Raw genomic sequence first — 26,009 nt, 5'->3', positions numbered from 1 at the left:
ACAGCCCTTCCGGGAGGGCGCGTGCCGAGGGCGTGCGCTCTTGCATCGCGGTTGTATCCCGGTTGCATTGCAGTTGCCACGCAGCGCGACCGGCGATTGCTAATCGATTGCCAGTCGCGAATAGAGCGCAAAGTCCGCCGGGGCGCCTCGCACGATGCGATAGGAGCGGAGCAGCCCCTCGTGACGATACCCGCAGGCGATGAGCACGCGCGCCGATCGCGCGTTGCTTTTCAACACCGTCCCCGGCACGCGGACAAAGCCGCAGTGGCCGAACGACCACGCGGTGACGGATGCGCACGCCGCGCGCGCGATGCCTTTTCCCCAATGCGACGGACAGAGGTCATAAGCGATCTCGGCAGTCCGGGTCACTTTCGAAATCGAGTGAAAGCCTATCGTGCCGATCAATTCCTGCGTGCGATCGTCGACGCGTCGCGAGACGCCGGGTCGATTCGGCCGAGGTGGCGTCGTAACCGTCGAACAGCGGCAGCAGATCGTTCTTCGCGCGCAAGTTCCAGCTCGTGTGCTCGACGACATGAGGGAGCTTCAAATACGCATACCAAGCGTTCGCGTCCGTGCGTTCGAGCTGACGAAGCGATACGCCGGGGTAATCCAAGTGCGGGGCGCGTTCGATTCTCACCTTGAATGGGCCTCGGATGTCGATGCGCCGCCCCTGGCGATTGCGCGCCGGGCGAGCATGCGGCTGCCGTGCCGATCAATGCCGGCGGCGGCGCGGCGATCGGACCGCCGCCGTCCGGATCGACGACGAATCCGCTAGCAAGCTCGTGCTTGCGCTTGCGCGTTCGAACCCGCGCTGGACGGCGGGCTCCGTCGTCGCGACGCAGCGCGCATTCGGGATCGACAGGCGCCCGTATGACGCCGGATGAATCTACATCAGCACGATGTCGTATTGCTCTTGGCTCAAATTCGACTCCACCTGCAACGACACCGGCTTGCCGATGAAATCGATCAGCATCGCGAGATGCTGCGACTCCTCGTCGAGAAAGAGGTCGATCACCTGCTGCGACGCGATCACGCGAAACTCGCGCGGATTGAACTGGCGCGACTCGCGCAGGATCTCGCGCAGGACGTCGTAGCACACGGTGCGCGAGGTCTTCACCTGGCCCTTGCCCTGGCACGTCGGGCAAGGCTCGCACAGCACGTGCGCGAGCGACTCGCGCGTGCGCTTGCGCGTCATCTCGACGAGCCCCAGCTGCGAGAAGCCGTTCACCGTCACGCGCGTGCGGTCGCGCGCGAGCGCCTTCTTCAGCTCGGCGAGCACCGCGTCGCGATGCTCGGCGTTCTCCATGTCGATGAAATCGATGATGATGATCCCGCCGAGATTGCGCAGCCGCAACTGCCGCGCGATCGTGTGCGCCGCTTCGAGGTTCGTCTTGAAGATCGTGTCGTCGAAGTTGCGCGCGCCCACGTAGCCGCCCGTGTTTACGTCGATCGTCGTCATCGCTTCCGTCTGGTCGATCATCAGGTAGCCGCCCGATTTCAGATCGACGCGGCGCGACAGCGCACGCTGGATCTCCGTCTCGATGTTGTACAGATCGAAGAGCGGCCGCTCGCCCGTGTAGTGGTGCAGCTTCGGGCTCACGGCCGGCGTGAATTCGGCCGCGAAATCCACGAGCCGCTGGTGCGTCTCGCGCGAATCGACCTGGATGCGCGTGGTGTCGTCGTTCGCGAAATCGCGCAGCACGCGCTGCGCGAGATCGAGATCCTGATACAGCAGGCTCGTCGGCGGCAAGCGCTGGCCTTGCGCGACGATCGTCGCCCAGGTCTTGCGCAGGTACGCGACGTCGGCGGCGAGCTCGTCGGGCGTCGCGTCCTCGGCGATCGTGCGCACGATGTAGCCGCCTTTCTCGTCGGCCGGAATCACCGAGGTCAGCCGCGCGCGCACCGCTTCGCGCTCGGTTTCGCTCTCGATCTTCTGCGAGATGCCGATGTGCGGCTCCTGCGGCAGGTAGACGAGCGTGCGGCCCGCGATGCTGATCTGCGTCGACAGCCGCGCGCCCTTCGTGCCGATCGGGTCCTTGATCACCTGGACCATCAGCGTCTGCCCCTCGAACACGATCTTCTCGATCGGCTGGTGCACGGCGACGGGCGCGTCGGCCGCGCGCGGCTGCCAGATGTCGGCGACGTGCAGGAACGCCGCGCGCTCGAGCCCGATGTCGATGAATGCCGACTGCATGCCGGGCAGCACGCGCACGACCTTGCCGAGATAGATGTTGCCGACGCGTCCGCGCGACAGCGTGCGCTCGACGTGAAGCTCCTGCACCGCGCCTTGTTGGACGAGCGCGACCCGCGTTTCCTGCGGCGTGATGTTGATCAGGATCTCTTCGTTCATGGTGCGATGGGGCGGTTCAGAAGGCGACGTGCGCCGCGCGCAGCAGCGCCGCGGTCTCAAAAAGGGGCAGACCCATGATACCTGAATGGGAGCCGTCGATTCGCTCGACGAATTCCGCGGCGCGTCCCTGGATCGCGTACGCGCCCGCCTTGCCGAACGGCTCGCCGGTTTCGACGTAGCGCTCGAGCGCGTCGCGCGTCGCGGGCGCGAAGCGGACTTCGGAGCGCGACAGCGCGGGCGGCATCAGCTCGCCCGTCGCGTCGATCACCGCGAGCGCCGTCAGCACTTCGTGCGTGCGGCCGGCGAGGCGCGCGAGCATCGCGAGCGCGTCCGCGGCGTCGGCGGGCTTGCCGAGGATCGCGCCGTCGATCGTGACCGTCGTGTCGGCGACGAGCACGGGCGCGGCCGGCTTGCCGCCCGCGATGAGCCGCGCGCGCGCCGCCGCCGCCTTCGCGACGCACACGCGCAGCACGTAATGGTCGGGCGTCTCGCCCGGCAGCTCGGCTTCGAGCGCTTCGGCGTCCTCGTGCGGCGCGGGCGCGAGCAGCACGTAGCGCACGCCGAGCTGGTCGAGCAGTTCGCGGCGGCGGGGGCTTTGCGAGGCGAGGTAGACGAACGGATAGGACGGGGCGGCGGCGCGGTCGGGCATCTTCTGGGTTGTCTCGATGGACACGTGCGGCGCGTCGGGACGACGGCCGCTACGCGCGATGGTAAGGGTGATTCTGCGTGATGCTCCACGCCCGGTAAAGCTGCTCGGCGAGCAGCACGCGAACCATGCCGTGCGGCAGCGTGAGGCTCGACACGCGCAGCAGCAGCTCGGCGCGCGACTTGAGCTCCGGATCGAGCCCGTCGGCGCCGCCGATCACGAACGCGACGTCGCGGCCGTCCTGCTGCCATGCGGGAAGCGCCTGCGCGAGCTGCATCGTGGTCCAGTCGCGGCCGCGCTCGTCGAGCGCGACGACGCGCGCGTGCTTCGGCAGCGCGGCCTCGATCCGCTGCTTCTCGGCGGCCATCACGCTCTCGGCCGTGCGCGAGCCCGAGCGCAGCTCGGGCTTCACTTCGCGCAGCTCGATCCTGAGCTCGGGCGGCATCCGCTTCGCGTATTCGTCGAAGCCGGTCGCGATCCAGCCGGGCATCTTGTGGCCGACCGCGACGATGTGCAGTTTCATGGCGGCGAAAGCAATGAAAACGATGAAAAAAAGAAAGCGACGAAGGCGGTGACGGCGAGAAAGCCGACAGGCGCGACGAAACGGCGCGTCAGCGGCGGCGCGCGGCCGTCGTCTTGCGCGCCGGGCGCTCGGCGGGCGCCTCGTCGTCGTCGGATTCGTCCTCGTCGGCGCCGTCGGCCGCGCGCGCGCCGCGCGCGTTCGCCGCCACGCCGCCGAGCTTCATCCGCACGGGCTTGTCGCCCCAGATCTCCTCGAGGTTGTAGTACTGGCGCAGCGCCGGCTGCAGGATGTGGACGACGGCGTCGCCGCAGTCGACGAGCACCCATTCGCCCGTGTCCTCGCCCTCGGAGCTGACGACGTCGCCGCCCGCTTCCTTGACCTTGTCGCGCACGTTCGACGCGAGCGCCTTCGTTTGCCGGTTCGACGTGCCGGACGCGACGATCACGCGGTCGAACAGCTCGGTCAGGTGGCTCGTGTTGAACACTTTGATGTCTTGCGCCTTGACGTCTTCGAGAGCGTCGACGATCACGCGCTGGAGTTTGCGGATATCCATGGAATCAGGGGTGGTAGAGACGATGTTGGAGAATATAGGCCCACACGGCGGCGGGCACGTGCTCGGCCGACGCGTCGGGCACCCGCGCGCGGCGCGCGATGCATTCGCGCAGGTGCGCGCGGATGTCGGTCGCGGCGACGTCGAGCGAAAGCGTCGTGTCGATCAAGAGGCGCCCGGCGGGCGTCGCCTGCAGCACGTCGGCGCCGGCCTGCCGGCTCGCGATCTCGGCCGCGACGGCGGGCGACGCCGCCGCGAAGTCGAAGCCCGGCCGCGTCGCCGCGCACACGTGCGCGAAGTCGAAGAGCCGGCGCCAGTCGCGCCACGTGTCGAGGCGCACGAGCTGGTCGGCGCCGATCAGCAGCGACAGCGACGCGTCGGCGCCGAGCTGCTCGCGCCAGCGCGCGAGCGTCTCGACGGTGTAGGTCGGCCCGGCGTGCTCGATCTCGTCGGTCGCGACGCTCACGGCGACGCCCGGCAGCACGAGCGAGCCCGCCGCGGCGCGCGTCATCGCGAGCCGGTGCTCGGCCGCCGACACATCCTGCTTCTGATACGGCTGGCCGGCCGGCATCAGCACGAGCTCGGTCAGGCGCAGCACGTCGGCGAAGCGGCGCGCGAGCGCGAGATGGCCGTCGTGGATCGGGTCGAACGTGCCGCCGAGCATGCCGATGCGGCGCGGCAGCGGCGGCGGGCCCGCGTGGTCGGGATTCGGCGCGCGTCCTTTCGCGGCGGCGGCGCGGCCGGTGGCGGGGCGGCTCATGCCCAGTCGCGCGGCGCGAGGAAGTCGCTGTAGAGGCGCGCTTCCGGCGTGCCCGGCTCCGGGCGCCAGTCGTAGCGCCAGCTCGCCGTCGGCGGCATCGACAGCAGGATCGACTCGGTGCGGCCGCCGCTTTGCAGGCCGAACAGCGTGCCGCGGTCGAACACCAGGTTGAATTCGACGTAGCGGCCGCGCCGGTACGCCTGGAACGCGCGCTCGCGCTCGCCGTACGGCGTGTCGCGGCGGCGCTCGACGATCGGCAGGTACGACGGCAGGAACGCGTCGCCGACGCTTTGCAGCATTTCAAACGAGCGTTCGAAGCCGAGTTCCGAGAAATCGTCGAAGAAGATGCCGCCGACGCCGCGCGCCTCGTTGCGATGCTTCAGGAAGAAATAGTCGTCGCACCACTTCTTGAAGCGCGGGTACAGCTCGGCGCCGAACGGATCGAGCGCCGCGCGGCACGTGCGATGGAAGTGCCGCGCGTCTTCCTCGAAGCCGTAAATCGGCGTCAGATCCATGCCGCCGCCGAACCAGAACACGGGCGCCTCGCCCGGCTTCGTCGCGATCAGCATCCGCACGTTCATGTGCACGGTCGGGCAGTACGGATTGCGCGGGTGCAGCACGAGCGACACGCCGAGCGCCTCGAAGCCGCGCCCGGCGAGCTGCGGGCGCGCGGCGCTCGCCGACGGCGGCAGCGCGTCGCCCGCGACGTCGGAAAAGCCGATGCCCGCGCGCTCGAAGAACCTGCCTTCCTCGACGATGCGCGTGCAGCCGCCGCCGCGCAGCCGCTCGCCGGGGCCGCGCTGCCACGCGTCGGCGCAAAGCGGCGTGCCGTCGAACGCGCCGAGCGCGTCGGCGATGCGCGTCTGCAACCCTTGCAGATACGCGCGTACTCGGTTGACGTCGTAAGTCGAATCGGTCATCGATGTGGGGCGACATCCGCATGACGGATGCCGTCGAAAAATGCTTCTGCCGGGCATTCTAGCGAACCCCGGCAGAAGAGAGGGCGCGCCGGCCGGGAAGCCGGCGCGCGAGGAGCGGCGCGGCGCGTCAGACCGTCTTGCGGTTGAGCGCGCGGTGGCCGATGTCGCGGCGGTACTGCATGCCCTCGAAGGTGATCTGGTTGATCGCCTCGTACGCGGCCTGCTGCGCGCCGCGCACCGAATCGGCGAGGCCGACGACGCACAGCACGCGCCCGCCCGACGTGACGAGCTTGTCGCCGTCGAACGTCGTGCCCGCGTGGAATGTCACCGAATGCGCGGTTTCGGCCGGGATGCCGTTGATCCGGTCGCCCTTTCTCGGCGCATCGGGGTAGCCGTGCGCGGCGAGCACGACGCCGAGCGCCGTGCGGCGGTCCCATTCGAGCTCGACCGCATCGAGCGTGCCCGCGATCGCCTGCTCGACGACCTTCGAGAAATCGCTCTTCAGGCGCGCCATGATCGGCTGCGTTTCCGGGTCGCCCATCCGGCAGTTGAATTCGAGCGTGCGCGGGTTGCCGTCGCGGTCGATCATGAGGCCCGCGTACAGGAAGCCCGTGAAGCGGATGCCGTCCTTCTCCATGCCGCGCACGGTCGGCATGACGATCTCGCGCATCACGCGCGCGTGCATCTGCGGCGTGACGATCGGCGCGGGCGAGTACGCGCCCATGCCGCCCGTGTTCGGGCCGCGATCGCCGTCGAGCAGGCGCTTGTGGTCCTGGCTCGACGCGAGCGCGAGCGCGTTCTTGCCGTCGACCATCACGATGAAGCTCGCTTCCTCGCCGTCGAGGAATGCCTCGATCACGACGCGCGCGCCGGCGTCGCCGAGCTTGTTGCCGGACAGCATCATGTCGACGGCCGCGTGCGCTTCTTCCAGCGTCGTCGCGACGACGACGCCCTTGCCCGCGGCGAGGCCGTCCGCCTTCACGACGATCGGCGCGCCTTTCGCATCGAGGTACGCGTGCGCGGCGGCCGCGTCGGTGAACGTTTCGTAGTCGGCGGTCGGAATGCCGTGGCGCTTCATGAACGCCTTCGCGAAATCCTTCGAGCTCTCGAGCTGCGCCGCTTCCTTCGTCGGGCCGAAGATCTTCAGGCCGCGCGCGCGGAAGTGGTTGACGATGCCCGCCGCGAGCGGCGCTTCCGGGCCGACGAGCGTGAACGCGACGCCTTCGGATTCCGCGAAATCGGCGAGATCGTCGAGCGAGCTCAGATCGACGTTCTTCAGGCGCTCGTCCTGCGCGGTGCCGCCGTTGCCGGGCGCAACGTAGACGAGCTGGACGCGCGGCGACTGGGCGAGCTTCCAGGCGAGCGCATGTTCGCGGCCGCCGGAGCCGACGACGAGTAGTTTCATGGGATTCCCCGCAGACTAGAAAATAGGGCGGCCGGCGCGCGCGAGGCGGGCCGGCCGCGAGAAACGGCGGCGGCCGTCTTTCGCGCGAAAGGGCGGCCGCGCAACGCTCATTCCTCGATGACGACGGCGTTCGTGTAGACCTCCTGCACGTCGTCGAGATTCTCGAGCGCGTCCAGGAGCTTTTGCATCTTCACTGCGTCTTCGCCGGTGAACTCGATCTCGTTCTGCGGCTTCATCGTGACTTCGGCGAGCTCGGCCTTCAAGCCCGCCGCTTCGAGCGCGTCCTTCACCTTCGAGAATTCCTGCCAGTCGCACAGCACCTCGATCGAGCCGTCGTCGTTCGTGTTGACGTCGTTCGCGCCCGCCTCGAGCGCCGCTTCCATCAGCGTTTCTTCCGACGTGCCCGGCGCGAACAGGAACTGGCCGACGTGATCGAACATGAACGCGACCGAGCCGTCGGTGCCCATGTTGCCGCCGAACTTCGAGAACGCGTGGCGCACTTCGGCGACCGTGCGGGTGCGGTTGTCGGTCAGCGTGTCGACGATGATCGCCGCGCCGCCGATGCCGTAGCCCTCGTAGCGGATCTCTTCGTAGTTCGCGCCGTCCGCGCCGCCGACGCCGCGGTCGATCGCGCGCTTCACGTTGTCCTTCGGCATGTTCGCGTCGGCCGCCTTGTCGACCGCGAGACGCAGGCGCGGGTTCGAGTTCGCGTCGCCGCCGCCCAGGCGCGCGGCCACCTGGATTTCCTTGATGAGGCGCGTCCAGATCTTGCCGCGCTTCGCATCGGCCGCCGCCTTCTTATGCTTGATGTTGGCCCATTTCGAGTGACCAGCCATACTTTTCTCCGTCCGCTAGCGCGACAGGCCGCGCAGGCGTTTCAATGTGTCTGTCGTTGAGTCCGGCGGCCGCGTGAGCGGGCGAATGCCGCTTGGGCCGCGCGTTATCGAGTGGAACGTGATTTTATCACGCGGCGGTGCGCCGTTTGACGGGCAGACGGCGGGCGAGCGGCCGCCGCGCGGCGCGCGAACCGCGGCGCACCGGGGCCGCGCATCGTGCCCGCGCGCGGGCACGGCCGCGTGCGCACGGCGCGGCCGGCCGCGCTCGGCTCGACGCACGAGCCCGCGCCGGCCGCCGGCGTTTCCCGTCAGTTTTTCGTGCCGAACAGGCGGTCGCCCGCGTCGCCCAAGCCCGGGACGATGTACGCGTGGTCGTCGAGGTGCGAATCGAGCGACGCGACATAGAGCTTCACGTCCGGATGCGCGTCCTGGAACACCTGCACGCCTTCGGGCGCGGCGACGAGCGCGAGGAACATGATCCGCTCGCCCGGCACGCCGCGGCGCTTGAGCACGTCGATCGCGTGCGCGGCCGAATAGCCCGTCGCGACCATCGGATCGCACAGGATGAAGATCCGGTCTTCCAGATCGGGCAGGCGCACCAGGTATTCGACCGGGCGGTGGTCGTCGGCGCGGTACACGCCGATGTGGCCGACGCGCGCCGACGGAATCAGCTCGAGCAGGCCGTCCGACATCCCGACGCCCGCGCGCAGCACGGGCACGATCGCGAGCTTCTTGCCGGCGATCACGGGCGCGTCGACCTCGACGAGCGGGGTTTCGACCCGCTTCGTCGTGATCGGAAGATTGCGGGTGATCTCGTAGCCCATCAGCAGCGTGATTTCGCGCAGGAGCTCGCGGAACGTGCGCGTCGACGTGTCCTTGTCGCGCATGTGCGTGAGTTTGTGCTGGATCAGCGGATGGTCGAGGATGAAGAGATTCGGAAAACGGCTGTCCTGTTTCATGGAAGCGGCGGCTCAAAGGATTCTGGGACGGCGGGCGTGCCGGGTCGGCAGGCTGCGCGCGGGACAGCCGCAAGTTTACCGAAGATGAACGCTCGCGATCCGGATATTATCGGCGTTTCGACGCGCGTTTGGCGCGCGCGTTCGGTCGCAGGCGGCGGGACGGGCGCGCGTCAAGCGCCGCCCGGCTGCGCGCGGCGGCGGTTTTCGTCATGCAGGCATCGGTAAGGAACACGCTCAATGGATCTGGGAATCGCAGGACGGACCGCGCTCGTGTGCGCGGCCAGCAAGGGCCTCGGGCTCGGCTGCGCGCAAGCGCTCGCGGCCGAGGGCGCAACGCTCGTGATCGTCGCGCGCACGCGCGAGACGCTCGAGGCGGCCGCGGCCGACATCCGCGCGAAGACGGGCGCCGGCGTGACGGCCGTCGCGTGCGACATCACGACGCCGGAAGGGCGCGCGGCCGCGCTCGCCGCGTGCCCGCAGCCCGACATCCTCGTGACGAACGCGGGCGGCCCGCCGCCGGGCGACTTCCGCGATTTCTCGCACGACGACTGGATTCACGCGCTCGAGGCGAACATGCTGACGCCGATCGAGCTGATCCGCGCGACCGTCGACGGGATGATCGCGCGGCGCTTCGGGCGCATCGTCAACATCACCAGCTCGGCCGTGAAGGCGCCGATCGACGTGCTCGCGCTGTCGAACGGCGCGCGCTCGGGCCTTACCGGCTTCGTCGCGGGGCTCGCGCGCAAGGTCGTCGAGCACAATGTGACGATCAACAACCTGCTGCCGGGCCTGTTCGACACCGACCGGATCGCGACGACGCTCGCCGCCGCGGCGAAGGCGCAAGGCGCCACCGTCGACGAGCTGCGCGCGCGCCGCACGAAGGAGATTCCGGCCAGGCGCCTCGGCACGCCCGACGAGTTCGGCGCGGCGTGCGCGTTTTTGTGCAGCGTCCATGCCGGCTACATCACCGGGCAGAACTGGCTGCTCGACGGCGGCGCGTATCCCGGCACGTTCTGAAACGATTTGAGCCTGTCATGCCGGGCCCGTAAAGTAGCGGGGCGGCGCTAGCACGGCGGCGCGCCGGCCGCCGGTCAGGTTCGGCGCCGCTCGGGCGTGACCGCGCATCAGCGCACGCAAGCGGAGCGGAATCGGCCGCGACCGGCGCGCGCGGTCGGCCCGCGTCGACAGATCAGCAGAAGAGGATTCACAGATGAGCACTCCCCGCATTGCGCTGATCGCGCACGATGCGAAGAAGGACGAAATCGTCGCGCTCGCGGGCGCCTACCGGGCGGCGCTCGCGCAATGCCGGCTCGTCGCGACGGGCACGACGGGCGGGCGGATCGCGCAGGCGCACGGGCTCGAGGTCGAGCGCAAGCTGTCGGGGCCGCTTGGCGGCGACCTGCAGATCGGCGCGGAGCTCGCGGACGGGCGCGTCGACATCGTGATCTTCCTGCGCGATCCGATGACCGCGCAGCCGCACGATCCCGACATCACGGCGCTCGTGCGCGCCTGCGACGTGCACGACGTGCCGGTCGCGACCAACGTCGCGACGGCGCGCGTGCTGCTCGACGAATTGATGCGCCGGCTCGCCGCGAAGGCGTGAGCGGCGCGGCGCGCCCGAGCGGGCACGCCGGCTCGGCCGAAGCCGGTGCTGCGGCGGGTCGGGGCGAGCGGGCGGGGCGGCCGGACATCGCCGGCTCTTGAGCGTCGCGGCGTCGCGGCTTTGTTTTCGTGTCTCTCGGGTGAACTGGAGCGGCGCCCACTTACGCGCATCGAGGCTGCGCGTTGATCGTCTCCGGCGCGAGCAGCGCCCGCGTGGCGTGTCGTCGCACCGTCTCCCGGACGCGCAACCGTTCCTCGGCGGCATCGCCGCAGTTCGCCGGGTGCTCGCCGCATTTCGGCGGCGTCGCCGCCGCGGTTCGAGCGAACCGCCGCTCGCGGGCGCTGCGCGGGCGCGCTTGCCGCGGTTGCAGCATTTGCCGCGTTTGCGCCGTATTGCGCCGTATTGCGCCGTATTGCGCGACGTCATCCGCCCGCGCGGGCCGACCGCTCGATTCCGGCTCCCGCGGCGCATCCGACGCGCGTCGAAGCCGGGCCCTGCAAGCGTTCCCGCAACGCGCGACAATCATGCGACGCGACGCGAGCGCGCGCCGACAGCGCCGACAGCGCCGACAGCGCCGACAGCGCCGACGCCGTCCGACGCGCTTCGTTCCACCCGCCGGCCGTGGGCGTCGCGCTCGTCCACGCATTGCGCGCGCCCGCGCATCGCCCGGGCGCGCCAACCGATTCCGAACTCAACGCGCATCGCAACCAGGAGGAGCCAGCATGCCGAAGGCAATTCGTTACGACCAGCCGGGCGGCCCGGAGGTCATGAAGTGGGTCGACGTCGACGTCGGCGCGCCGCAGCCGGGCGAAGTCCGCATCAAGCAGCACGCGGTCGGCCTCAACTACATCGACGTCTATTTCCGCACCGGCCTCTACCCGCAGCCGCTGCCGGGCGGCCTCGGCATGGAGGCGGCGGGCGAAATCACGGAAGTCGGCGAGGGCGTGACGACGCTCGCGCCGGGCGACCGCGTCGCCTACGTCGCGCAGCCGCCGGGCGCGTACGCGCAGGAGCGCGTGCTGTCCGCCGCGAAGCTCGTCAAGCTGCCGGACGGCATCGGCTACGAAGACGCGGCGTCGGTGATGCTGCAAGGTCTGACCGCGCAATATCTGCTGCGCCGCACGTACGCGGTCAAGCCGGGCGACACGATCCTCATCCACGCGGCGGCGGGCGGCGTCGGCCTCCTTGTCTGCCAGTGGGCGAAGGCGCTCGGCGCGACGGTGATCGGCACGGTCGGCTCCGACGAGAAGGCGGCGCTCGCGAAGTCGCACGGCTGCGACCATCCGATCGTCTACACGCGCGAGAATTTCACCGAGCGCGTGAAGGCCATCACGAACGGCGCGGGCGTGCCGGTGGTCTACGACTCGATCGGCAAGGACACCTACGTCGGCTCGCTCGACTGCCTCGCGCCGCTCGGGCTTTTCGTCAGCTTCGGCAACGCATCCGGGCCGCTGCCGCCGATCGACTCGAAGGAGTTTTCGTCGCGCGGCTCGCTGTTCTTCACGCGGCCGACGCTGTTCTCGTACATCGCGAAGCGCGAGGATCTCGATCGCAACGCGGCCGAGCTGTTCGACGTGATCGCGTCCGGGCGCGTGAAGACGAGCATCCAGCAGCGCTATCCGCTCGAGAACGTCGCGCAGGCTCACCGCGATCTCGAGGCACGCCGCACGACGGGCTCGACGATCCTGCTGCCCTGATCCGCGCGCGGGCGCGTCCGTGACGCCCCCGCGTGCCGGAGCCGGCGCGCGCGCCTTCCGTTCCGCGCGCCGGCTCGTTCCATGACCGTTCGCAACGGCGCGGCGCCGCACGCGCCGGCTGCCGATGCGCGAACGGCGCGGCGCCCGAGCGCGCCGCATGCCGATTCCGACGATCCGATCCGCAGCGAACGGCGCGACGCGTCGCGCCTTCCCGCGGCGCGGCCTGTTCGCGTTTACGCGCTTTTTACATCCCCCTGCGAACCTTTGACCTGCCCTTTACACGCAATCCTCTAACGTTTCACCGGTCCGATTTGGAACACGGAGAAACAAGAATGGATGCGGTTTACATAGGCGGTCTGGCGCTTTTCACGGGGTTGATGCTCGCGCTGATCGCCGGTTGCGAGAAGCTTGCGCGATACGGTCGCGGGGGGCGTTCATGAGCTGGATGTTGTGGTTGGCGGGAACGGCGACGTTCCTGCTGTTCGCGTATCTCGTCTACGCGCTGTTGCGCGCGGAGGACATCGAATGAACGCGAACAATCTGTTGCAGGCGGCGCTTTTCATCGTCGTCCTGATCGCGGCCGCGGTGCCGGTCGCGCGTTACCTGAACCGCGTGATGGACGGCTCGTCGGCCGTCGTGCGCGTGTTCGGCCCGCTCGAGCGCGCGCTCTACCGGATCGCGGGCGTCGACCCGCAGGCCGAGATGAGCTGGAAGCAGTACGCGATCGCGACGATCGCGTTCAACGCGCTCGGCGTGCTGTTCCTCTACGGGCTGCTGCGCGTGCAGGGCCTGCTGCCGGGCAACCCGCAGGGCTTCGGCCCGATGACGGTCGACGGCGCGTTCAACACGGCCGTGTCGTTCGTCACGAACACGAACTGGCAGGACTACACGCCCGAGCAGACCGTCAGCTATCTCGCGCAGATGCTCGGCCTGACCGTGCAGAACTTCCTGTCGGCGGCCACGGGCATCGTCGTCGTGATCGCGCTGATCCGCGGCTTCGCGCGCCACACCGCGAAGACGATCGGCAACTTCTGGGTCGACGTGACGCGCGTGACGATGTACGTGCTCGTGCCGATGGCCGCGATCGTCGCCGCGCTCCTGATGAGCCAGGGCGTGATCCAGAACATGAAGGCGTACCAGGACGTGCCGACGCTGCAGACGACGGCCTACGCGGCGCCGAAGCTCGACGCGCAGGGCAATCCGGTCAAGGACGCGAAGGGCAACCCGGTCACGGTGACGACGCCCGTGAAAGCGCAGACGCTCGCGATGGGGCCCGTCGCGTCGCAGGAAGCGATCAAGATGCTCGGCACGAACGGCGGCGGCTTCTTCAACGGCAATTCCGCGCATCCGTACGAAAACCCCACGCCGTTCTCGAACTTCCTCGAGATCTTCTCGATCCTGATCATCCCGGCCGCGCTCTGTCTCGTGTTCGGCAACATGATCGGCGATCGCCGGCAGGGCGTCGCGGTGCTCGCCGCGATGACGGTCGCGCTCGCGGTCGCGATCGGCATCGAGATGAACGCCGAGCAGGGCGGCACGCCGGTGCTCGCGTCGCTGAACGTCGATCAGACGGCGAGCGCGCTGCAGGCGGGCGGCAACATGGAAGGCAAGGAAACGCGCTTCGGCATCGCGCAGACGGGCATCTTCGTCGTCGCGACGACGGCCGCGTCGTGCGGCGCCGTCAACGCGATGCACGATTCGCTCACGCCCGTCGGCGGGCTCGTGCCGATGCTCCTGATGCAGCTGGGCGAGGTGATCTTCGGCGGCGTCGGCTCCGGCCTCTACGGGATGCTCGTGTTCGCGCTGCTCGCCGTGTTCGTCGCGGGCCTGATGATCGGCCGCACGCCCGAATACGTCGGCAAGAAGATCGAGTCGTACGAGATGAAGATGGTGTCGATCGTCGTGCTGCTCACGCCGCTGCTCGTGCTCGTCGGCACGTCGATCGCCGTGCTCGCCGACGCGGGCCGCGCCGGCATCGCGAACCCCGGCCCGCACGGCTTCTCGGAGATCCTGTACGCGTTCAGCTCGGCCGCGAACAACAACGGCAGCGCGTTCGGGGGGCTCTCGGTGAACACGCCGTTCTACAACTGGATGACGGCGATCGCGATGTGGTTCGGCCGCTTCGGCACGATCGTCCCGGTGCTCGCGATCGCGGGCTCGCTCGCCGCGAAGAAGCGCATCGCCGCGACGAGCGGCACGCTGCCGACGCACGGCCCGCTGTTCGTCGTGCTGCTGCTCGGCACGGTGCTGCTCGTCGGCGCGCTCACCTATGTGCCGGCGCTCGCGCTCGGCCCGGGCGTCGAGCACCTGATGCTGTTCGTCGGCGCGCATTGAACACGCAAACGACACGAGAGGACTCGCGCACAACCAGACAACTGGATACGCGCATCTGAGGATTGCAATGACTCAACATTCCGCTACGCGATCGATGTTCGACCCGGCGCTCGTGCGCCCGGCGATCGTCGATTCGTTCAAGAAACTCACGCCGCGCACGCAGTTCCGCAACCCGGTGATGTTCTGCGTGTACGTCGGCAGCATCCTGACGACGATCCTGTGGATCGCCGCGCTGATGGGGCAGGCCGAGGCGCCCGCGGGCTTCATTCTCGCGGTGACGCTGTGGCTGTGGTTCACCGTGCTGTTCGCGAACTTCGCCGAGGCGATCGCCGAAGGCCGCTCGAAGGCGCAGGCCGCGTCGCTTCGCAGCGCGAAGAAGGACGTGATGGCCAAGAAGCTCAACGAGCCGCATCCGAAGTCGCCCGTGCGCATCACGACGGCGTCGGATCTGCGCCGCGGCGACGTCGTGCTCGTCGAGGCGGGCGACACGATTCCCGCGGACGGCGACGTGATCGAAGGCGTCGCGTCGGTCGACGAATCGGCGATCACCGGCGAATCGGCGCCCGTGATCCGCGAATCGGGCGGCGATTTCTCGTCGGTGACGGGCGGCACGCGCGTGCTGTCCGACTGGATCGTCGTCCAGGTGACGGCGAACCCGGGCGAGGCGTTCCTCGACCGGATGATCGCGATGGTCGAGGGCGCGAAGCGCAAGAAGACGCCCAACGAGATCGCGCTCACGATCCTGCTCGTCGCGCTGACGATCGTGATGCTGCTCGCGACCGCGACGCTGCTGCCGTTCTCGATGTTCTCGGTCGACGCGATGAAGGCGGGGCACGTCGTGACGATCACCGCGCTCGTCGCGCTGCTCGTGTGCCTGATTCCGACGACGATCGGCGGTCTGCTGTCCGCGATCGGCGTGGCGGGCATGAGCCGGATGATGCAGGCGAACGTGATCGCGACGTCGGGGCGCGCGGTCGAGGCGGCGGGCGACGTCGACGTGCTGTTGCTCGACAAGACGGGCACGATCACGCTCGGCAACCGTCAGGCGTCGGCGTTCCTGCCCGCGCCCGGCGTGACGGAGGCCACGCTCGCGGACGCCGCGCAACTGTCGTCGCTCGCCGACGAGACGCCGGAGGGCCGCAGCATCGTCGTGCTCGCGAAGGAGCGCTTCAACATCCGCCAGCGCGACATGGCGCAACTGCACGCGACGTTCATCGGCTTTTCCGCGCAGACGCGGATGAGCGGCGTCGACCTGGCCCCCACGGGCGCGCCGTCCGGCGCGCCGGACCGCGAGATCCGCAAGGGCGCGGCCGACGCGATCCGCCGCTACGTCGAGACGCACGGCAGCCGCTTTCCGGAAGAAGTGCGGCGCGCGGTCGACGACGCCGCGCGCCGCGGCAGCACGCCGCTCGTCGTCGCGGAAAAGCAGGGCGACGCGGCGCGCGTGCTCGGCGTAATCGAGCTGAAGGACATCGTGAAGGGCGGCATCAAGGAGCGCTTCGCCGAGCTGCGCAAGATGGGCATCAAGACCGTGATGGTGACGGGCGACAACCGGCTCACCGCCGCGGCGATCGCGGCGGAGGCGGGCGTCGACGATTTCCTCGCGGAAGCGACGCCGGAAACCAAGCTCGCGACGATCCGCGAGCACCAGGCGGCGGGCCGCCTCGTCGCGATGACGGGCGACGGCACGAACGACGCGCCGGCGCTCGCGCAGGCGGACGTGGCCGTCGCGATGAACACGGGCACGCAGGCGGCGAAGGAAGCGGGCAACATGGTGGATCTCGACTCGAACCCGACGAAGCTGATCGAGATCGTCGAGATCGGCAAGCAGATGCTGATGACGCGCGGCTCGCTCACGACGTTCTCGATCGCGAACGACATCGCGAAGTATTTCGCGATCATTCCGGCCGCGTTCGCGACCACGTACCCGCAGCTCGACGCGCTGAACGTGATGCATCTGGCCACGCCCGCGTCGGCGATCATGTCGGCCGTGATCTTCAACGCGCTCATCATCGTGCTGCTGATTCCGCTCGCGTTGAAGGGCGTGAAGTACCGCCCGCTCGGCGCGGCGTCGCTGCTGCGCCGCAATCTGTTCGTGTACGGCCTCGGCGGGATTCTCGTGCCGTTCGCCGGCATCAAGCTGATCGACATGGTGCTCGCCGTCTTCGGCTGGGTTTAAAGGAACATCGTCATGAAATCACTGTTTCGTCCGCTCATCGTCGTGTTCGTCGTGCTGACCGTCGTGACGGGGCTCGCGTATCCGGCCGTGATGACGGTCTTCGGCCAGGCCGTGTTCCCGTCGCAGGCGAACGGCAGCCTCGTCGAGAAGGGCGGCAAGATCGTCGGCTCCGCGCTGATCGGCCAGCAGTTCGACGCGCCGCAGTACTTCTGGGGCCGCCTGTCGGCGACGAGCCCGATGCCGTACAACGCGACGGGCTCGGGCGGCTCGAATCTCGGGCCGCTCAATCCTTCGCTGAAGGATCAGGTGAAGGGCCGGCTCGACGCGCTGAAGGCGGCGGGCACCGACCTGTCGAAGTCCGTGCCCGTCGATCTCGTGACGGCGTCGGCAAGCGGCCTCGATCCGGAAATCAGCCCGGCCGCGGCCGACTATCAGGTCGCGCGCGTCGCGCAGGCGCGCAAGATGCCGGAAGCCGACGTGCGCCGCCTCGTCGCGGACAATACGGCGGGCCGCCAGTTCGGCGTGCTCGGCGAGCCGCGCGTGAACGTGCTGAAGCTGAACCTCGCGCTCGACGCCGCGCAGGCCGCGCATTGACGCGCATTGACGCGCATTGACGCGCATTGACGCGCCGCGCCGCCCGCCGCCCGCCGCCGGGCCGCGCGGCGCGTTCGCGGCGGGGGGAGCGCAGGGTGGGGCGAAGCGCGGCGCGGCGTCGCAATCGACGGCGCGGCGGGAACGCCGCCGCCCGCGCCGCGGCCCCGTCGCGCCATCCGGACGACGCGCTCGACGCGTCGTCCTTTCCTTTTTGGGCGTTTTCGAACGACAATGAATTTCAGCCGCCAACCGGAGACCTCGGCCTCGCATGAACCGTCCCGATCCTGATCAGCTTCTCGACAAGATCCAGCGAGAAGAGGAAAAGCAGCAGCGCGGCAAGCTGAAGATCTTCTTCGGCGCGTCGGCGGGCGTCGGCAAGACCTATGCGATGCTGCTCGCCGCGCGCGCGCGCAAGCAGGAGGGCGTCGACGTCGTCGTCGGCATCGTCGAGACGCACGGCCGCAGCGAGACGGCGTCGCTCGTCGAAGGGCTCGACGTGCTGCCGCTCATGCAGATCGAATACCGCGGCCGCAAGATCGGCGAGTTCGATCTCGACGCGGCGCTCGCCCGCCGCCCGCAGCTCGTTCTCGTCGACGAGCTCGCGCACTCGAACGTGCCGGGCGCGCGGCACCTGAAGCGCTGGCAGGACGTGTACGAGCTGCTCGACGCGGGCATCGACGTCTACACGACCGTCAACGTCCAGCATCTCGAGAGCCTGAACGACGTGGTCGGCGCGATCACGGGCATTCGCGTGTGGGAAACCGTGCCCGACCGCGTGTTCGACGTGGCCGACGAAGTCACGCTCGTCGACCTGCCCGCCGAGGAGCTGCTGAGCCGGCTGCGCGAAGGCAAGGTCTACATGGCGCAGCAGGCCGAGCGGGCGGTGCGCAATTTCTTCCGCAAGGGCAACCTGATCGCGCTGCGCGAGCTCGCGCTGCGGCGCACGGCCGACCGCGTCGACGCGCAGATGCGCGAGTACCGCGCGGATCGCTCGATCCAGCGGATCTGGCAGGCGCGCGAGCGCCTGCTCGTGTGCGTTGGCCCAGGGCCCGAAGCGCCGACGCTCGTGCGCGCGGCCGCGCGCCTCGCCGCGAGCCTGAAGGCCGACTGGCTCGCGGTGTACGTCGAGACGCCGCGGCTCGCGCGGCTGCCCGACGCGGCCCGCCAGCGCACGCTCAACGCATTGAAGCTCGCGGCCGAGCTCGGCGCCGAGACGGCGACGCTGACGGGCGCGGACGCGGTCGCCGCGCTGATCGGCTACGCGCAGGTGCGCAACGTGTCGAAGATCGTCGCGGGCGGCTCGTCGAAGAGCGGCTTGTTGCGCCGCTTCTCGCGCCCGTTCGGCGAGCAGCTCGCGGAGCGCGCGGGCGACGTCGACCTGATGCTGATCCGCGCGTCGGCGGGCGAGGACGCGCGCGCGCCGCTCGACGCCGGCGCGCGCGCGTGGCGCGACGCGTTCTCGAGCGTCGTCGACGGCCGCTCGCCGCCGCGCAACTACGGCTATGCGGCGGCGATCTGCGCGCTGATCACGGGCGTCGCGAACCTGCTGCAGAGCCATCTCGACCTGACCAATCTCGTGATGCTGTACCTGCTCGGCGTCGTGTTCTCGGCGGTGCGCCTCGGGCGCGGGCCGGGCGTCGTGCAGTCGTTCCTGTCGGTCGCCGCGTTCGACTACTTCTTCGTGCCGCCGCGCATGTCGTTCTCCGTGACGGACACGCAGTATCTGCTGACCTTCTTCGGAATGCTGCTCACGTCGCTCGTGATCAGCCATCTGACGTCGAGCCTCACGCGCGGCGCGACGATCGCGCAGCGGCGCGAGCGGCGCACGAGCGCGATGTACGCGATGGCGCGCGAGCTCGCGGCGGCGCTCACGGCCGAGCAGATCGTCGAGATCGGCGGCCGGCACGTGTCCGAGGTGTTCCGCGCGCGCGTCGCGATCCTGCTGCCGGACAGCGGCGACAAGGTCCAGCAGAAGATCGAGAACCCGGACGAGGCGGTGACGATCACGGGGGCGGCGCTCGACATCGACGTCGGCCAATGGGTGTACGACCAGCAGAAGCCGGCCGGGCACGGCACCGACACGCTGCCCGCGGCGACGGCGCTCTATCTGCCGCTGAAGGCGCCGATGCGCACGCGCGGCGTGCTCGCCGTCGTCACGAAGGATTCGCGCGAGCTCGAGGTGCCCGAGCAGCAGCGGATGATCGACGCGTTCGCCGCGCAGATCGCGCTCGCGCTCGAGCGCGTCCACTACGTCGACATCGCGCGCGACGCGCTCGTCAACATGGAATCGGAGCGGCTGCGCAACTCGCTGCTGTCGGCGATCTCGCACGATCTGCGCACGCCGCTCACGGCGATCGTCGGGCTGTCGTCGATGCTCGCGAACGCGCGCGGCGCGCCGCGCAACGACGGCGTCGGCCCGCCCGCGCGCGAGGACGAGCTCGTCGAGTCGATCCACGACGAGGCGCTCAGGATGACGGGGATCGTCACGAACCTGCTCGACATGGCGCGGCTGCAGGCGGGCAGCCTGCAACTGAAGCGCCAGTGGTCGCTGCTCGAGGAGACGGTCGGCGCGGCGCTCGGCGCGTGCAAGCGCGTGCTCGCGCGTCATCCGGCGCGCGTGCGGCTGCCGGCCGATCTGCCGCTGCTGCAGATGGACGCGGTGCTGATGGAGCGGCTCTTCGCGAACCTGTTCGAGAACGCGGCGAAGTACACGCCGCTCGACACGCCGATCGAGATCGGCGCGGAGCGCATCGTCGACGACAGCCGGCCGTTCGTGCGCGTGTTCGTCGACGACCACGGCCCGGGGTTGCCGGCCGGCATGGAGGCGCGGATTTTCGAGAAGTTCACGCGCGGCGAGAAGGAGTCGGCGACGCCCGGCATCGGCCTCGGGCTCGCGATTTGCCGCGCGATCGTCGACGCGCACGGCGGTAAAATCGGCGCGCTCAACCGGCTCGGGCCGAACGGCCGGGTCGAGGGCGCGCGCTTCTGGTTCACGCTGCCCGTCGAGACGCCGCCGCCCGAGCCCGGCGCGGGCGACGAGGAGCCGGACGGCGAGCGGTCGGACGACGAGGCGGGCGCGGCGGGCCGCGCGGGTGAAGCGCCCTTCGGCGAGCCGCCGGCGGGCGAGCCGTCCGCCGACGCGTGTTCCCGCGCCGCGCCCGGCGAGCGCGCGGCCGACGATGTACACGCGGCCGTCGAGCGCGAAAGCGGCGAACCGGAAAGCAGCAAACCGGAAAGCGGCGAATCGGAAAGCGGCGAACCGGAAAGCGGCGAGCACGCATCCGGCGCAAGCGCCGACGCACGTTCCCGTGCCGAGCCGCGCCGAGCCGCGCCGGTGCTTGAGACTGGCCGCGGCGCCGGCGCGCCGGCGCCCGTATCCAACGAACATCCGCATGACCATGAGTGAACCGACCGTCACCGTCGTTCTGATCGAAGACGAAAAACAGATCCGCCGTTTCGTGCGCAGCGCGCTCGAGGAAGAGGGGATCGCGGTGTTCGACGCAGAAACGGGCCGCCAGGGCTTGATCGAGGCCGCGACCCGCAAGCCCGATCTCGCGATCGTCGATCTCGGCCTGCCGGACGGCGACGGCCTCGACGTGATTCGCGAACTGCGCGGCTGGTCCGAGATGCCGGTGATCGTGCTGTCGGCGCGCACGCATGAGGAGGAGAAGGTGGCCGCGCTCGACGCGGGCGCCGACGACTACCTGACGAAGCCGTTCGGCGTGTCCGAGCTGCTCGCGCGTATTCGCGCGCATCTGCGGCGGCGCAATCAGGGGGGCGCGGCCGAGTCGCCGCTCGTGAAGTTCGGCGACGTGAGCGTCGACCTCGCGCTGCGGCGCGTGTGGCGCGGCGGCGAGGTGGTCCACCTGACGCCGCTCGAGTATCGGCTGCTCGCGACGCTCGTGCGGCACGCGGGCCGCGTGCTCACGCACCGTCAGCTGCTGCGCGACGTCTGGGGGCCGACGCACGTCGAAAGCCACCACTACCTGCGGATCTACATGGCGCACCTGCGGCAGAAGCTCGAAACCGATCCCGCGCAGCCGCAGCACATCGTCACCGAGACGGGCGTCGGCTACCGGCTCGTCGGCGCGGGCTGACGCGGCGGCGTCCGCGCGCGGGGCCGCGCGTCGCGCGCAGCTGTGGCCCGCGCGCGCCGCGTTGCGTTCCGTCGCGGGGTGTTCGCGCGTCGCCTGGCGGCCGGTCGACGGCGGGAGGCGGACGGCAGACGGTCGACGCCGCGTCGCGTCGCGAAGCGTCGCCGCGCGTGCGCGCGGGCAGCCCGTCGACGGGCCCAATCGGGCGCCCCGCCGACCGCGCGCGACGCCGCCTCGCGCGTTTTTCTCTTATGCTGAGCGCTTAACCAACCCAACATAACGAGGAGGTCAGCCATGCTCGTCCGTCTACTGTGCGGTTGCGCATTGGGCATCGGCGCCGCGGCGGCGCTCGCGCAGCCGTTGCCGCCGAATCAGGCGACGACGCTCGCGAATCCGGCGTCGGTGAATTGCGAGAAGCTCGGCGGCAAGGTGGTGATCCACGACGGCCCGCGCGGCCAGTACGGAATCTGCGCGTTCAGGGACGGGCGCGAGTGCGAGGAGTGGGCGCTTTATCGCGACGATCGCTGCGTGCTGCTCGACGCGCACGGCTGGCCGATCGCGCAGCACGGCCGCAAGCCCGAATCGAAGTGACGGGGCGGCATGCCGGCGCGGCGCGATTTCGCCGGATGTCCGATGCCCGGACGCCGATCCTGCGGCGCGCGGGCGCGGCCTCGCGGGCGCGCGCAGCGCGATTGTAAGCTGCTTGTTATACTTCCGACGCCCGGGGACGACCCCGGGCCGCCGATGTACAACGGGGACGACCCCATTTGATTCACGGAGAGTCCCCGCATGCCTTGGCTGTGGCTTCTCGTCGCCGGTCTGCTCGAAATCGCATGGGCCGCCGGCCTCAAATCCTCCGAGGGCTTCACGCGTCTCGGCCCGTCCATCTTCACGATCGTCACCGCGCTCGGCAGCTTCGGCTTGCTCGCCGTCGCGATGCGCGAACTGCCGCTCGGCACCGCGTATGCGGTCTGGACGGGCATCGGCGCCGTCGGCGCGTTCATTTTCGGGATCGTGATGCTCGGCGAAGCGGTGACGCTCGCCCGGATCGCGAGCGCGTCGCTGATCGTCGTCGGGCTCGTCGGCCTCAAGCTGTCGTCGGCCGGCTGAGCGCGCAGGGTTTGCCCGCGTCGGCGGTGCGGCGGCTGCGCGCGGCGCGCGTCTATAATGAAGCGGAATCCATCTGACAACGCCCCGCCGCCGCACGCGAATCGGCGGGGCAGGCGGGTCGATGGGCCGCTTCGCCCGGGTTCGGGCGCGGTCCGCCCTCGAACCGCGCGCATTGCGCAAGGAGGCCGCACATGGTCGAAGCCATTTCGCTCGGCGCGGGGCTCGCGTGGGCGAGCGGCCTGCGCCTCTATCTCACCGTGCTGATCGCGGGCGTGTTCGCGCGCCTCGATCTCATTCATCTGCCCGACACGCTCGCGGTGCTGACGTCGCCTTGGGTGATCGGCGCGGCCGCCGTGCTCACGCTCGCCGAGTTCCTCGCCGACAAGATTCCCGCGTTCGATTCGCTCTGGGACGCGGTCCACACGTTCATCCGGATTCCCGCGGGGGCCGTGCTCGCGGCGGCCTCGCTCGGCCACGCCGATCCGACGCTTCTCGCGGTCGCGGGCCTCGCGGGCGGCACGCTCGCCGGCTCCGCGCATATCGCGAAGGCGGGCACGCGCGCGCTCATCAACCTGTCGCCGGAGCCGATCTCGAACTGGATCGCGTCGACGACCGAGGACGGGCTCGCGGTCGGCGGCCTCGCGCTCGCGTTCTTCGTGCCGCTCGTGTTCATCGCGCTGATGATCGGCTTTCTCGCGTTCTCCGCATGGGCGCTGCCGCGGCTCTGGCGCGGCGTGTCGGGCGGCTTTCGCGGGATGGCGAACCACATGGTGTCGCGGCTGAATTCGATCGGGAGCAAGCGCGATTGACGGCGGCGGGTAAAGCGATGCCGGCCGGCCGCCGTTTCGGCCCCGTCGACCTGCTGCGCCAGGCGGGGCGGATGACGCTGCGCGATTGGCGCGCGGGCGAGCTGACGCTCGTCGCGCTCGCGCTCGTGCTCGCGGTGGCGGCGCTCACGAGCGTCGGGTTTCTCGCCGACAGGCTGCGTCAGGGCCTCGAGCGCGACGCGCGCCGGATGCTCGGCGCGGACTTCGTCATACGGGCCGATCGTCCGATCGACCCGGCGTTCGCGCGCGAGGCGCGATCGCTTGGCCTCGCGACCGCGACGACCGCGATCTTCCCGAGCATGGTCGGCGCGCTCAATCCTCCCGGTTCGCCCAATTCGCCCAATTCGCCCGCCACCGCGGCCGACGCAGGCGGCCTGCCGCCCGTGCGCCTCGCGGCCGTGAAGGCCGTGTCGGCCGGCTATCCGTTGCGCGGCGCGGTCGAGATCGCGCCCGACGCGAACGCGCCCGGCCGTCCCGCCGGTTCGATTCCAGTCCCCGGCACCGTGTGGATCGACCCGTCGCTGCTCGACGCGCTGCATCTGAAGGTGGGCAATACGCTGCGCGTCGGCGAACGCTCGTTCACGATCGGCGCGGCGATCACCCGCGAGCTCGATCGCGGCTTCTCGTTCGTCAACTTCTCGCCGCGCGTGATGCTGCGCGCGGACGAGCTCGAATCGACGGGGCTCACCGGCTACGGCAGCCGCGTCACGTACCGGCTCCTCGTCGCGGGCGACGACGCGGCCGTCGAACGCTTCGCAAGCTATGCGCATGCGCGCGTCGACGGCGGCAAGCTGCGCGGCGTCGCGCTCGAATCGCTGCAGGAAGGGCAGCCGCAGGTGCGGCAGACGCTCGACCGCGCGCGCCATTTCCTCACGCTCGTCGCGCTGCTGACTTCGCTCCTTGCGGCCGTCGCGATCGCGATGGCCGCGCAGCGCTACATGCGCCGCCATCTCGACGGTTGCGCGGCGATGCGCTGTCTGGGCGCGAGCCGCCGCACGCTGTCGGCGCTGTTCGCGATCGAATTCGCGCTGCTCGGCGTGGCGGGCGGCGTCGCGGGCGCGGCGCTCGGCTACGTCGGCCATCTCGTGCTGCTGCGCGCGCTCGGCAGCCTGATCGACGTCGTGCTGCCGCCGCCTTCGGTGTGGCCGGCGGCGATCGGCGTCGCGACGGGGCTCGTGCTCTTGCTCGGCTTCGCGCTGCCGCCGCTCGCGCCGTTGACGCGCGTGCCGCCCGTGCGCGTGCTGCGCCGCGAGTGGGGCGAGGCCGGCCGCATCGCATGGGCGGGCTACGCGGCGGGCATCGCGCTCTTCGCGGCGCTCCTGATCGCAGCGGCGGGCAACCTGACGCTCGGCCTCATCGTCGCGGGCGGCTTCGCGGGCAGCCTCGTGCTGTTCGCGCTCCTCGCGCGGCTCGCGCTCTTCGCGGCCGCGCGGCTCGTGCGCGACGGCCGCGTCGCGGCGGGGCTCGGCTGGCGCTACGCGCTCGCGTCGCTCGATCGGCGCGGCGCCGCGAGCGCGCTGCAGATCACCGCGCTCGCGCTCGGCCTGATGTGCCTGCTGCTCATCGCGATCACGCGCAACGATCTCGTTGCCGGCTGGCGGCAGTCGACGCCGCCCGATGCGCCGAACCAGTTCCTCATCGACATCCAGCCCGACCAGCGCGACGAAGTCGTCCGCTATCTCGCGGCCAACGGCATCGCGAACCCGGCGCTGTCGCCGATGGTGCGCGGGCGGCTCTTGTCGGTGAACGGCAAGCCGGTGAATCCGGACGACTACAAGAACGACGATGCGCGCCGCCTCGTCGACCGCGAATTCAACCTGTCGTACACGACGCAACTGCCCGGCGACAACCGGATCGTCGCGGGCGACTGGTTCGGCGCATCGAACGCCCCGCAGATCTCGATCGAGGCGGGGCTCGCGAAGACGCTTGGCGTGAAGGCGGGCGACACGCTGCGCTTCGACGTGACGGGCCTCACCGTCGAGGCGCCCGTGACGAGCGTGCGCAAGCTCGACTGGGGCACGTTCCGCGTGAACTTCTTCGTGCTGATGCCGCCCGCGGCGCTGCGCGAGTTCCCGGCGATGTACATCACGAGCTTCCATTTGCCGCTCGCGCGGCAGCGCGTGCTCGACGGCCTGATCGCGCGCTATCCGAACCTGACCGCGATCGACGTCGCGCCGATCCTCGCGCAGCTCGAGCGCGTGCTGCTGCAGGTGATCGGCGCGGTGCAGTTCCTGTTCGGCTTCACGCTCGCGGCGGGCGTGCTCGTGCTGTACACGGCGCTCGCCGGCTCGCGCGACGAGCGCGTGCGCGAGGCCGCGCTGATGCGCGCGCTCGGCGCGTCGCGCGCGCAGATCGTCGCGGTGCAGCGCGCGGAGTTCATCGTTGTCGGCGTGCTCGCGGGCGCGATGGCGGCGGCGGGGGCGCTCGCGGTCGGCGCGGTGCTCGCGTCGCGCGTGTTCGATTTCGCGCTTTCGCCGGACCCGTGGCTCGTGCCGGCCGGCATCGCGGCGGGCGTCGCATGCGCGGGCGCGGCCGGTTGGCTCGGCCTGCGCGGCGTGCTGCGCCGCCCGGCGCTTCAATCGCTGCGCGATGCATGAATCGCGCGCACGCGGTATCTTCGGC

Annotated in this window: 22 protein-coding genes and 1 pseudogene; 13 read left to right on the top strand and 10 right to left on the bottom strand. The window is 70.1% G+C overall.

Translation table 11 applies throughout. The annotated features are described in order from the left end of the window. Positions 1 to 99 precede the first annotated feature (99 nt). From WS91_RS00780 to upp, 10 genes and pseudogenes are all read right to left on the bottom strand, one after another. Positions 100 to 637: pseudogene (locus WS91_RS00780) on the bottom strand (GNAT family N-acetyltransferase). A gap of 249 nt (positions 638 to 886) precedes the next feature. Further along, positions 887 to 2,350, bottom strand: coding sequence for a ribonuclease G (gene rng / locus WS91_RS00770; RefSeq protein ID WP_059574660.1), 1,464 nt, complete (start codon positions 2,348 to 2,350; stop codon positions 887 to 889). A gap of 16 nt (positions 2,351 to 2,366) precedes the next feature. Next, entirely contained in the window at positions 2,367 to 2,999 is a 633-nt protein-coding gene (locus WS91_RS00765) for a Maf family protein (RefSeq protein ID WP_038753139.1), read from the bottom strand. Positions 3,000 to 3,048: 49 nt separating this feature from the next. Then, a complete protein-coding gene (rlmH, locus tag WS91_RS00760; protein WP_038753137.1) occupies positions 3,049 to 3,519 on the bottom strand; it encodes a 23S rRNA (pseudouridine(1915)-N(3))-methyltransferase RlmH in 471 nt (156 codons plus the stop codon). A gap of 88 nt (positions 3,520 to 3,607) precedes the next feature. Further along, positions 3,608 to 4,072 carry a ribosome silencing factor gene (rsfS, locus tag WS91_RS00755; RefSeq protein ID WP_038753135.1) on the bottom strand — a complete coding sequence of 155 codons (465 nt, stop codon included), beginning with the start codon at positions 4,070 to 4,072 and terminating at the stop codon, positions 3,608 to 3,610. A gap of 4 nt (positions 4,073 to 4,076) precedes the next feature. Then, positions 4,077 to 4,829, bottom strand: coding sequence for a nicotinate-nucleotide adenylyltransferase (locus WS91_RS00750; RefSeq protein WP_038753133.1), 753 nt, complete (start codon positions 4,827 to 4,829; stop codon positions 4,077 to 4,079). Next, positions 4,826 to 5,749, bottom strand: coding sequence for an oxygen-dependent coproporphyrinogen oxidase (hemF, locus tag WS91_RS00745; RefSeq protein ID WP_038753131.1), 924 nt, complete (start codon positions 5,747 to 5,749; stop codon positions 4,826 to 4,828). The genes WS91_RS00750 and hemF overlap by 4 nt, the downstream gene beginning before the upstream one ends. A 127-nt stretch (positions 5,750 to 5,876) precedes the next feature. Further along, positions 5,877 to 7,154, bottom strand: coding sequence for a phosphoribosylamine--glycine ligase (gene purD / locus WS91_RS00740; RefSeq protein WP_059669576.1), 1,278 nt, complete (start codon positions 7,152 to 7,154; stop codon positions 5,877 to 5,879). 107 nt (positions 7,155 to 7,261) lie between these two features. Further along, on the bottom strand, positions 7,262 to 7,990 hold the full coding sequence (locus WS91_RS00735) for a YebC/PmpR family DNA-binding transcriptional regulator (protein WP_038753127.1): 729 nt from the start codon (positions 7,988 to 7,990) through the stop codon (positions 7,262 to 7,264). Positions 7,991 to 8,298: 308 nt separating this feature from the next. Then, complete coding sequence (gene upp, locus WS91_RS00730) at positions 8,299 to 8,949, bottom strand: uracil phosphoribosyltransferase (RefSeq protein ID WP_038753126.1); 651 nt, start codon at positions 8,947 to 8,949, stop codon at positions 8,299 to 8,301. 237 nt (positions 8,950 to 9,186) lie between these two features. Here upp and WS91_RS00725 point away from each other — a divergent pair, with 237 nt between their 5' ends. The 13 genes from WS91_RS00725 (at position 9,187) to WS91_RS00650 (ending at position 25,984) form a co-directional block, all read left to right on the top strand. Further along, positions 9,187 to 9,966, top strand: a complete 780-nt coding sequence (locus WS91_RS00725) for an SDR family oxidoreductase (RefSeq protein ID WP_059669575.1) — start codon at positions 9,187 to 9,189, stop codon at positions 9,964 to 9,966. Positions 9,967 to 10,159: 193 nt separating this feature from the next. Continuing rightward, a complete protein-coding gene (locus tag WS91_RS00720) occupies positions 10,160 to 10,552 on the top strand; it encodes a methylglyoxal synthase (protein ID WP_038753122.1) in 393 nt (130 codons plus the stop codon). Between the two features lie 722 nt (positions 10,553 to 11,274). Further along, positions 11,275 to 12,249, top strand: a complete 975-nt coding sequence (locus tag WS91_RS00705; protein WP_038753118.1) for a quinone oxidoreductase family protein — start codon at positions 11,275 to 11,277, stop codon at positions 12,247 to 12,249. A 436-nt stretch (positions 12,250 to 12,685) separates the two neighbouring features. Next, positions 12,686 to 12,778: a K(+)-transporting ATPase subunit F gene (kdpF, locus tag WS91_RS00695; RefSeq protein WP_038753116.1), complete on the top strand. Its 93-nt coding sequence runs from the start codon at positions 12,686 to 12,688 to the stop codon at positions 12,776 to 12,778. Next, entirely contained in the window at positions 12,775 to 14,583 is a 1,809-nt protein-coding gene (kdpA, locus tag WS91_RS00690; RefSeq protein WP_059574653.1) for a potassium-transporting ATPase subunit KdpA, read from the top strand. Before kdpF ends, kdpA begins: the two co-directional genes overlap by 4 nt. A 67-nt stretch (positions 14,584 to 14,650) precedes the next feature. Continuing rightward, positions 14,651 to 16,762: a potassium-transporting ATPase subunit KdpB gene (kdpB, locus tag WS91_RS00685; RefSeq protein ID WP_059574650.1), complete on the top strand. Its 2,112-nt coding sequence runs from the start codon at positions 14,651 to 14,653 to the stop codon at positions 16,760 to 16,762. Positions 16,763 to 16,774: 12 nt separating this feature from the next. After that, positions 16,775 to 17,356 (top strand): potassium-transporting ATPase subunit KdpC, encoded by a 582-nt coding sequence (gene kdpC / locus WS91_RS00680; RefSeq protein WP_059669572.1) that lies wholly within the window; start codon positions 16,775 to 16,777, stop codon positions 17,354 to 17,356. 268 nt (positions 17,357 to 17,624) lie between these two features. Beyond that, positions 17,625 to 20,762, top strand: a complete 3,138-nt coding sequence (locus WS91_RS00675; protein WP_059669571.1) for a DUF4118 domain-containing protein — start codon at positions 17,625 to 17,627, stop codon at positions 20,760 to 20,762. Beyond that, on the top strand, positions 20,755 to 21,453 hold the full coding sequence (kdpE, locus tag WS91_RS00670) for a two-component system response regulator KdpE (protein WP_038747356.1): 699 nt from the start codon (positions 20,755 to 20,757) through the stop codon (positions 21,451 to 21,453). Before WS91_RS00675 ends, kdpE begins: the two co-directional genes overlap by 8 nt. A gap of 291 nt (positions 21,454 to 21,744) precedes the next feature. Further along, positions 21,745 to 22,041: a putative hemolysin gene (locus WS91_RS00665; RefSeq protein WP_038747354.1), complete on the top strand. Its 297-nt coding sequence runs from the start codon at positions 21,745 to 21,747 to the stop codon at positions 22,039 to 22,041. A gap of 198 nt (positions 22,042 to 22,239) precedes the next feature. Next, positions 22,240 to 22,560 (top strand): quaternary ammonium compound efflux SMR transporter SugE, encoded by a 321-nt coding sequence (gene sugE / locus WS91_RS00660; protein ID WP_038747351.1) that lies wholly within the window; start codon positions 22,240 to 22,242, stop codon positions 22,558 to 22,560. A gap of 191 nt (positions 22,561 to 22,751) precedes the next feature. Further along, positions 22,752 to 23,369, top strand: coding sequence for a DUF4126 domain-containing protein (locus WS91_RS00655; protein ID WP_059669570.1), 618 nt, complete (start codon positions 22,752 to 22,754; stop codon positions 23,367 to 23,369). Continuing rightward, the gene (locus WS91_RS00650; RefSeq protein ID WP_059574644.1) at positions 23,366 to 25,984 is read left to right on the top strand and encodes an ABC transporter permease; all 2,619 of its coding nucleotides are present in this window, start codon (positions 23,366 to 23,368) and stop codon (positions 25,982 to 25,984) included. The genes WS91_RS00655 and WS91_RS00650 overlap by 4 nt, the downstream gene beginning before the upstream one ends. The last annotated feature ends 25 nt before the right edge of the window (positions 25,985 to 26,009 follow it).

The organism is Burkholderia sp. MSMB1498, assembly GCF_001526245.1.
Taxonomy (GTDB): Bacteria; Pseudomonadota; Gammaproteobacteria; order Burkholderiales; family Burkholderiaceae; genus Burkholderia; species Burkholderia savannae.
This window is presented reverse-complemented; position numbering and strand designations above follow the sequence as displayed.

Bases quoted from the DNA above. Each gene is read 5' to 3' on its own strand.
- WS91_RS00655 (WP_059669570.1), top strand. From the start codon at position 22,752: ATGGTCGAAGCCATTTCGCTCGGCGCGGGGCTCGCGTGGGCGAGCGGC.
- kdpE (WP_038747356.1), top strand. From the start codon at position 20,755: ATGAGTGAACCGACCGTCACCGTCGTTCTGATCGAAGACGAAAAACAG.
- WS91_RS00735 (WP_038753127.1), bottom strand. From the start codon at position 7,990: ATGGCTGGTCACTCGAAATGGGCCAACATCAAGCATAAGAAGGCGGCG.
- WS91_RS00665 (WP_038747354.1), top strand. From the start codon at position 21,745: ATGCTCGTCCGTCTACTGTGCGGTTGCGCATTGGGCATCGGCGCCGCG.
- rlmH (WP_038753137.1), bottom strand. From the start codon at position 3,519: ATGAAACTGCACATCGTCGCGGTCGGCCACAAGATGCCCGGCTGGATC.
- kdpC (WP_059669572.1), top strand. From the start codon at position 16,775: ATGAAATCACTGTTTCGTCCGCTCATCGTCGTGTTCGTCGTGCTGACC.
- kdpA (WP_059574653.1), top strand. From the start codon at position 12,775: ATGAACGCGAACAATCTGTTGCAGGCGGCGCTTTTCATCGTCGTCCTG.
- kdpF (WP_038753116.1), top strand. From the start codon at position 12,686: ATGAGCTGGATGTTGTGGTTGGCGGGAACGGCGACGTTCCTGCTGTTC.
- upp (WP_038753126.1), bottom strand. From the start codon at position 8,949: ATGAAACAGGACAGCCGTTTTCCGAATCTCTTCATCCTCGACCATCCG.
- sugE (WP_038747351.1), top strand. From the start codon at position 22,240: ATGCCTTGGCTGTGGCTTCTCGTCGCCGGTCTGCTCGAAATCGCATGG.
- rng (WP_059574660.1), bottom strand. From the start codon at position 2,350: ATGAACGAAGAGATCCTGATCAACATCACGCCGCAGGAAACGCGGGTC.
- WS91_RS00720 (WP_038753122.1), top strand. From the start codon at position 10,160: ATGAGCACTCCCCGCATTGCGCTGATCGCGCACGATGCGAAGAAGGAC.
- WS91_RS00765 (WP_038753139.1), bottom strand. From the start codon at position 2,999: ATGCCCGACCGCGCCGCCGCCCCGTCCTATCCGTTCGTCTACCTCGCC.
- kdpB (WP_059574650.1), top strand. From the start codon at position 14,651: ATGACTCAACATTCCGCTACGCGATCGATGTTCGACCCGGCGCTCGTG.
- WS91_RS00725 (WP_059669575.1), top strand. From the start codon at position 9,187: ATGGATCTGGGAATCGCAGGACGGACCGCGCTCGTGTGCGCGGCCAGC.
- WS91_RS00750 (WP_038753133.1), bottom strand. From the start codon at position 4,829: ATGAGCCGCCCCGCCACCGGCCGCGCCGCCGCCGCGAAAGGACGCGCG.
- WS91_RS00675 (WP_059669571.1), top strand. From the start codon at position 17,625: ATGAACCGTCCCGATCCTGATCAGCTTCTCGACAAGATCCAGCGAGAA.
- WS91_RS00705 (WP_038753118.1), top strand. From the start codon at position 11,275: ATGCCGAAGGCAATTCGTTACGACCAGCCGGGCGGCCCGGAGGTCATG.
- hemF (WP_038753131.1), bottom strand. From the start codon at position 5,749: ATGACCGATTCGACTTACGACGTCAACCGAGTACGCGCGTATCTGCAA.
- purD (WP_059669576.1), bottom strand. From the start codon at position 7,154: ATGAAACTACTCGTCGTCGGCTCCGGCGGCCGCGAACATGCGCTCGCC.
- rsfS (WP_038753135.1), bottom strand. From the start codon at position 4,072: ATGGATATCCGCAAACTCCAGCGCGTGATCGTCGACGCTCTCGAAGAC.